The 7474-nt window shown below is 27.1% G+C and carries 6 protein-coding genes and 1 pseudogene; 4 read left to right on the top strand and 3 right to left on the bottom strand.

Translation table 11 applies throughout. The annotated features are described in order from the left end of the window. Positions 1 to 238 (bottom strand): annotated as a pseudogene (locus Q0409_RS02965) (hypothetical protein); the annotation flags it as partial. A 69-nt stretch (positions 239 to 307) separates the two neighbouring features. On the opposite strand from Q0409_RS02965, the gene Q0409_RS02960 reads away from it, so the two are divergent. Continuing rightward, complete coding sequence (locus Q0409_RS02960; RefSeq protein WP_298534902.1) at positions 308 to 568, top strand: hypothetical protein; 261 nt, start codon at positions 308 to 310, stop codon at positions 566 to 568. Here the strand turns inward: Q0409_RS02960 and Q0409_RS02955 are convergent, their stop codons facing one another. Then, positions 569 to 1687: a DNA cytosine methyltransferase gene (locus tag Q0409_RS02955; RefSeq protein ID WP_298534900.1), complete on the bottom strand. Its 1119-nt coding sequence runs from the start codon at positions 1685 to 1687 to the stop codon at positions 569 to 571. Positions 1688 to 1968: 281 nt separating this feature from the next. Here Q0409_RS02955 and Q0409_RS02950 point away from each other — a divergent pair, with 281 nt between their 5' ends. From Q0409_RS02950 to Q0409_RS02940, 3 genes are read left to right on the top strand one after another with little or no spacing between them, the layout of a single operon-like run. Further along, the gene (locus Q0409_RS02950) at positions 1969 to 2595 is read left to right on the top strand and encodes a hypothetical protein (RefSeq protein WP_298534898.1); all 627 of its coding nucleotides are present in this window, start codon (positions 1969 to 1971) and stop codon (positions 2593 to 2595) included. A gap of 54 nt (positions 2596 to 2649) precedes the next feature. After that, the gene (locus tag Q0409_RS02945; protein WP_298534896.1) at positions 2650 to 3702 is read left to right on the top strand and encodes a DNA cytosine methyltransferase; all 1053 of its coding nucleotides are present in this window, start codon (positions 2650 to 2652) and stop codon (positions 3700 to 3702) included. After that, positions 3702 to 4886, top strand: coding sequence for an HNH endonuclease signature motif containing protein (locus Q0409_RS02940; RefSeq protein ID WP_298534894.1), 1185 nt, complete (start codon positions 3702 to 3704; stop codon positions 4884 to 4886). The genes Q0409_RS02945 and Q0409_RS02940 overlap by 1 nt, the downstream gene beginning before the upstream one ends. Positions 4887 to 4918: 32 nt before the next feature. On the opposite strand, the gene Q0409_RS02935 is transcribed toward Q0409_RS02940, so the two are convergent. Beyond that, the coding region (locus Q0409_RS02935; protein ID WP_298534892.1) for a hypothetical protein at positions 4919 to 7474 on the bottom strand (2556 nt) is incomplete at its 5' end.

Genomic DNA, 7474 nt, shown 5'->3' with positions numbered 1-7474 from the left:
CCTGGATATCGGATGATTTACCTCTTGATGGATATTGTAAAACAAAATCAGTTAAATCTTTTTTTGAAACTGGCTCTTCGCGATTAACATATAAATATATTAATGCTAATCCCCGTCTAGAATATTTTTCACCTATTTTCCAACGAGGAAGTTTCACCCCATCTTCATCTAGATATTGTTTATGATAACTAGATAACTCATTATATATCTCTTCCAATTGATTGTCTTCTAAATACATAATTTTATTTAAGTAAAAAACAATTTTTATATATAGTTACATATTTATGTAACAAAATGGGGAAAATTTATGATTGATAAAGAGTTGAGTTATATTTTGAAAAGTCGAATAAGATTCCATATAATATTACAATTAAAAAATGGAATCAAAACTCCGAAAGAATTATCATCCCAAAAATTTTATCTGAGCCATATCTCTACAAATTTAAAAGAATTAGAAAATAAAAATTACATAATATGCATTAATCCATATGCCAGAAAAAATAAAAAATTTAAATTAAGTAAAAAAAGTGAAGATATATTAAATTATTTACATAAAATAACAAAATAATTATTCTACTTTTGACAAAGATTTTTTCATTTCCAAAGCAATAGCTTTTGCTAGTAATGGAGGTACAGCATTCCCGACTTGTTTATATTGTTGACTACTTGAACCCATGAATTCGACATAATCGGGAAAAGATTGCAATCTAGAAGCTTCTCTAACAGTTATGACCCTATTAGATGTGGGATGTAAAAATCTTCCAGGAGCAGAAGCACAGCCACAATTACCTGTAATTGTATCAGCAGGTTTATTCTCATCTAATTTTCCATAAATGTTAGGATACCCTCTTTTAAGTTTTAAATCATCTGGTAGATCTCCATGGTTTCCACCTTGAGGGATGTTTTTTATCCTTTCAATAACTACTTTTGAATGATTTGGTGCTTTATGATTAAATAATCTTGGACTTTTTTCTCTACAAAATTTTTGATAATCATTTTCCGGATATTTATCATACTCTTCTGCAGATTCATTACATTCAATTGTAGGTAAATCAGAGATGGCATCTCTTACAGTTAAATACATATTAGAATTTTCATAATAAGTTAATAAAGAGTTTTTATCATGATGAGTTGGCTTAGGAAATTTGAAAGTTGTCTTGTAATTTTTTCTAATGCCTACGAAGAAAATTCTTTTTCTGAATTGAGGCACCCCATAATCTGCAGCTAATAAAACTTTAGACTTTACATTATACCCTATTTCATTAAAAATATCAATTAATTCATCTTTTATTAAATCTCCTTGACCATTTTTCATAGAGGCTAATCCAGAAACATTTTCCATTAAGAACATCTTAGGTTTAATTTCATTAACGATGTCTGCATAAATTCTAACTAAATTATTTCGCGGATCGTCAATCATCCTATTTCCAACAGTACTAAATCCTTGACAAGGAGGTCCTCCAATTACAACATCAATATCTTTAGGGTCTATGTTATTATCTTTTAGAAAAGAAAGAATATCAATGCTATTTAAATCTACATTAAAACCTTTAGTATTAGGATGAGAATTTTTATATGTATCTAAAAAATTAGGTTCTATTTCAAAACCAGCCAATATATTAAATCCAGCCATTTCAAAGCCTAAACTTAATCCACCAGCTCCACAAAATAAGTCTAATACATTCATAAATTTTCTCATAATTAAACTTTGATTTTCTTTATTTATATTTATTTTCAATGAACATGAACAAATATTTAGTATATTTAACTATACATAAATTAAAATCTTATTTTTGAAAAAAAACATATCTTTATAAATTACGAAATTTATAAAAAGTTTACTATATAAAACTAAAAAATAAAATTCAATTAAGAGGTGAAAGTATGGTAGAAACATATCATTTTCAAAAAGCAGCTTATAAAACTAAATTAAATTTTGCCCCATAATTCATTTCATCCAATTTGGATATGAGCATTGAAGAATTGATTACTAAAAAAGAATGGGATGAAGATATTTCTCTATGTATGCATATATTCAATGATGAAATTACCAATGAGGATGAAGAATATGTTAAAAGTCTTTTAGAAACTGCCTATCATAGAAGAGATAATAGATCTTCTTTAGAATATGCATGCGATTTAATGATTGGATGGGTGTTAGAAGACTGTATTGTTGAATTACTCAATATGGAAGGATATGAAACAATATTAAATAGTGCAGATAGAGATAGGAAGATTTTAACAAAACCTAAAGCTGATTCTGATTTAAAAATTATGGTTGATGGTGAAGAAATATTAATAGAGTTAGTAAATGATTTTAAAGGATATTGGAAAAGAAATAACAAAGTCGATTTAAGGGACAATAAATATGCAAATCTGAAAGATGAAAATAGTTTATTATTAGGAATAGATTACAAATATAGTGAATTCTTTATTTTAGATGTTAGTAAAGCTGAAGCTAGGTATATTCCATTTCATTACCCTTTTAGAAAACCAGCATACTCCCTTAAATTGGACAAAAATGATTTTTACAGTTTAGACGATGCTTCAAATGCATTATCAAATGTGCTAGAAAATTATAGTAAAAACTTATAAATAAATACTATAAAAACAAAAATTATTATAAAGAAATTTAGGTTGAATAAAAAAATGATTAATGGAATTTCATTATTTGCAAATGTAGGAATTGGAGAGACATACCTTAAAGAAAAGGGGATAAACATTTGTGTTTCTAATGAGTTAATTGAAAAAAGATGTGATTTTTACTCTCATTTATATCCTGAATCAAAAATGATTTGTGGAGATATAACTGACTCAAAAATCTTTAATCAATTAGTAGAATTATATGAAGAAAACGAATGTGATTTCTTAATGTCCACTCCACCATGTCAAGGTATGAGCGTTGCAGGTAAAATGGACAAAAACGATCCTAGAAATTCATTAATTATTTACACAGTTAAATTTATTAAAAAAACAAGACCTAGTAATATAATAATTGAAAATGTGCCTCAAATGCTTAGATTTTCAATTTTAGTAGATGATGAGGAAGTTAAAATCTTAGATTATATTCATAAAGAACTTGAACCACTTGGCTATTATATTAATGCTGGTGTTTTAGACTGTGCTGATTATGGAACACCTCAAACCAGAAAAAGAGCTATTATCTTAATATCAAATATAGAAAAATGGGAATTTCCTGAAAAAATGGATAAAATCACGGTTAGGGATGTTATTGGGGATTTACCATCACTTGAAAGTGGAGAAAAATCAGATATTCCTAATCATTATGCTAAAAAACACAACCCAAACCATATTTTATGGATGAAACATACACCAAGTGGTCAAACAGCATTCGATAATGAAGTTTATTACCCTCAAAAAGATGGTAGAAGAATAAAAGGCTACAATACAACCTATAAACGTATTGAATGGGACAAACCTGCACCAACCATTACAATGTGTAATGGTGCTGTTTCTTCTCAAAATAATGTCCACCCTGGAAGAAAAAAAGAAGATGGAACATATTCAGATGCAAGAGTACTATCAATTTTGGAAATATTAAGATTATCTGGACTTCCAGATGATTGGAATATTCCAGATTGGGCAACTGAAAACTTTATTAGACAAGTAATCGGAGAAGGTTTCCCCCCTAAATTTTCAGCAAAATTAATTGAAACAATGCCTTTAAAGGAGGAAAATTAATGCCAAGAGCTAATCAATATCAATGGCAAGCACCAGGAAATGGAAGACTTTTCGATACAAGTTTAGAAGAATGGGAAACAAGCTTGATGTCACAAAGATGTATTGGTGTCTTAAATTATATTGATGAGAATCCTCTTGTTGAAAAAGAGATGTTCGAAGAGGAAATAGCTGAATATCTTCAATTCCACTATGGCCATGATCCTAATGAGTCAAATAAAGGTCACTTTTTTAGATCTTTAGAATTTGTAGGTTTCATTAGAAATATTGATAATTTACTATCCCTATCAATAGATGGAAAAAACTTCTTAAATTCTATGTTAAATAAAGAATTTGACAAAGCACTAAAATCTTACATTTTGCAACTCTTAAAAACATCATACCCAAACCATGCAACAATTGACAATGAGCTGTCATTATTCCCTTTTAGAATAATGTTTAAATTAATGTCAGAAAATTCAGCACACAAGGGACTTATAAACAAAAAAATGTTCTTAATTGACATCCCATTTATAACTAGTGAAGAGGATGTTATAACTATTTTATACAAACTACAAAACAAGAAATACTTAGAATATTTAGATGAAGCTCCTAAAAATGAATTAAAATCAGTTTATAATAGATTTTATGAAAAATGGTATACTTGGGTAGTTGCATCCCTAAGAGAAATGAATATTTTAAAAGAAATAGGAAACAGAAGAAACAGCTATCTTACATTAGATGATTCTGTAAAAGATTTCATACAAGGCATTGTCGATGAAATGGAATACGAGGATATGTTCTTTGAATCTGAAAAGAAATTTGATGAAGTAAAAAATAGAATTAGATGTAAACCAAGAAACCCTTCAGTTATAAGTAATGTGTTGGAGGAAAGCAATTATACTTGTTTCTTTAGTGAAAATCATAAAACATTTCCTAGTATCCACAGACCAAATTATGTAGAAGGCCATCATATAATTCCAGTAGCCCTTAATGATAGTTTTTCTGAAGAATTAGATTGTGAAGAAAATGTTATAGCTCTTTGCCCAAATTGTCATAAAGCAATGCATTATGCAAAAAATGATTATAAGGAAGAATTACTTTCATATATTCTAGAAAATAACGAAAAATTTAGTAAATTTGACTTAAGTTTAGAAGATATGAAAGAAATTTATTTTAATAAAGAAATCCCTAATAATTCTGACTAATTTTAAAAAAAACCAGTAATTTTATTCTGCAATTAAACAATTTTATAAATTCCATTTTGGATATTTTCATAAATTAAGTATTCTCTATCATTTAAACTAGAAACATCCAAATATTCATCAGTTAAAATAGATTTAATCATCTTTTTCAATTTTCTACCAATCAAACGATGGGAAGTTCTAACTAAAGAGATTTGTTGGAAAATTGATTGATAATTATCCATAATAAAAATATTATCTAAAATATCTCCAATGATATACAAATCATAAGCGGATTGAGGCCCAATAGCTTCCCCTTTGCACCATTGCATAACGGTTTGATATGTCTTATCTCCACCACGATTGCAATAAATATTATAAACCTCACTATATTTCAAATTGTTTGATTCAACATAATTTAAAAATTCCAATTTCCAATATTCGACCAAACTCATATTTATTTGAGATTTTAATTCAGAAGAATCAATGACTAAATTCAATAATGATTTTTTCTCATCGTTGTCAATAATAATTATATAATCTCCACTTTTTAACTCGGAAGGTTTCAATTCTTTCGCATCATCAATATGATAAATATTATCAAAAGTCAAATATGATTTATTAACCGGCAATTTCTTTTCTACAAATTCGTTGGTTTGAATATTCTGTAATCTAAAAGGTATAGTGTCATAATTTCTTTGATTAATCTCCTTAGAAAGATCAATATTTAAATTTGATTTGCTTCTGCTCCATTCCCTCATATAATCCTTCAAATTCAAATCTATATGGAAAGGATCATATTCAGATGTTTCAATATCCTCCATATCGCCTAAATCATCGCCTGATTCTTCTTCAGGTTCTTCCTCTTCTTCTTCGAATTCAATTAATTCAAATCTTTTGTTAAAATCGTCTAAAATCTCATTATCTTCTGCTGCATCAAAAAGTTCTAATGTCTCTTTAAGAATATCCATATACTCTTTTTCTTCTAAAATATTTCCATAAATAACCTTATCTAATTGTTCTTTTAAAAATCTATGATTATTTCCTTCATATGATAAAATTATTATTTCTTTATATGGCTTAAATAATTCTGAAGTAAATACTTCAGGAATCACTCCAGGTAAAATTAAAATTTTGTTTTCTTTCTCTGAGTCAGGCTTTTGAGTAAGCATCTTCATATTAATTGGAACAAATAAATCTTTCTTTATATAATATCCTTTTTCTAAAACTTCTTTTAATATATTGGGTTCACTATCAAGGTAAGTTCCAATAAATACTTCTTGATTTTTAAGATAAAAATCCCCCAACAAATCATACAAAACATAGTCTTTACATTCTCTAGAATAAGATAAATCTTCATTTACACGTTTACAATTAGCCAATTCATAATACATATTAGTTAAAGAATCTAAAAAACTATAAATAAAAAATCTATTTTTAGGATTCTCCAAAAATAATTTGCTTTTATAATTTTGTATGAAATGTGGTATACTACTGCGAGTCCATCCATTATTGATTTTAAACGGTATATTTAAATAAGAAGGGTTAACCGTGAGATTATATAAATCAAAAAGTAATTCTCTAGCTTTATGAAGAGAATTTTCATCATATACATTATCAATATCTATTTTTTTAAAAGTAGAATATGCATTAGAAAAAAACATATCAATAGAGCCAGAATAAATTAAAGGATCATATATGGATAAATTTACTTCTTGATTAATAAAAATATCAGAATCTAAATTATATCTACTGACTAACTCTAGTTCAGATTCATCTATATTTGAAAAATATTGGTGGGAATTACTTTTCAAATAATTGTTATTTTGTAATATATACCTGTTGAATGGTAAAACTGCGAAGTTTAACTCTTTTATAAGTATTTTTATATAATCGATTGAAGGATTATTGAAATGTATCAATAATTTAACATCACTATCTAACTCTTTAAACCATGTGATAAAGCTTTCCAATCTACCATAAGAACGGAAAAATCTGTCAGCATTTTCAATAATAATTAACCCTATAGGATGTTCTTTAGGATTAAGATGTTCATCATTATTTTTTAAAGCTATATTTAACTTTTCTTTAATGCCAAATAAATTGCTATCTGTATCAATGATAAATTTAGAAACATAAGGATTTTTTAAAACATTCTTTTCGGTGTAAGTTCTCTTAAAACGATTATCAGATCTAGGAAGATATCTTTCTAAAGTTAATTTATAATCAATTGAATTATTCTGATAGTCCTCTTTATCATTCCGAATTTTTTTCAAATAAAATACTGGAAATTTTCGAAAAACATACCCCTCATAATCACACAACAAATAATGATTTTTATTAAGTGAAACCTTGGACCTGCTGTTTAAAGAGTCCCCTTTTTCATCTGCTAAAATATAGAAACACATTGAATATCTATATGCCAATATAATACCAGGAATAATAAAAAGAATTAGTCCCCCCACTATATACAACATCATTATTAAATACAATTTTATGGCTTTTTTATAGTTACTAAATCCATAAAATGCATCTTTAATACTAAACTTTTCTTCTCTTACAACTTTTAAATATACATATTGTTGTCCTAAATAAAATGCTGGTTGAAGTAA

It is taken from the genome of uncultured Methanobrevibacter sp., from assembly GCF_937898925.1.
GTDB lineage: Archaea > Methanobacteriota > Methanobacteria > Methanobacteriales > Methanobacteriaceae > Methanobrevibacter.
Note: the sequence above shows the minus strand (reverse complement) of the source record. Positions and strands in the feature narration are given on the sequence as shown.

Coding starts and splice junctions, on each gene's coding strand:
- Q0409_RS02960 (WP_298534902.1), top strand. CDS start 308: ATGATTGATAAAGAGTTGAGTTATATTTTGAAAAGTCGAATAAGATTC.
- Q0409_RS02940 (WP_298534894.1), top strand. CDS start 3,702: ATGCCAAGAGCTAATCAATATCAATGGCAAGCACCAGGAAATGGAAGA.
- Q0409_RS02945 (WP_298534896.1), top strand. CDS start 2,650: ATGATTAATGGAATTTCATTATTTGCAAATGTAGGAATTGGAGAGACA.
- Q0409_RS02955 (WP_298534900.1), bottom strand. CDS start 1,687: ATGAATGTATTAGACTTATTTTGTGGAGCTGGTGGATTAAGTTTAGGC.
- Q0409_RS02950 (WP_298534898.1), top strand. CDS start 1,969: ATGAGCATTGAAGAATTGATTACTAAAAAAGAATGGGATGAAGATATT.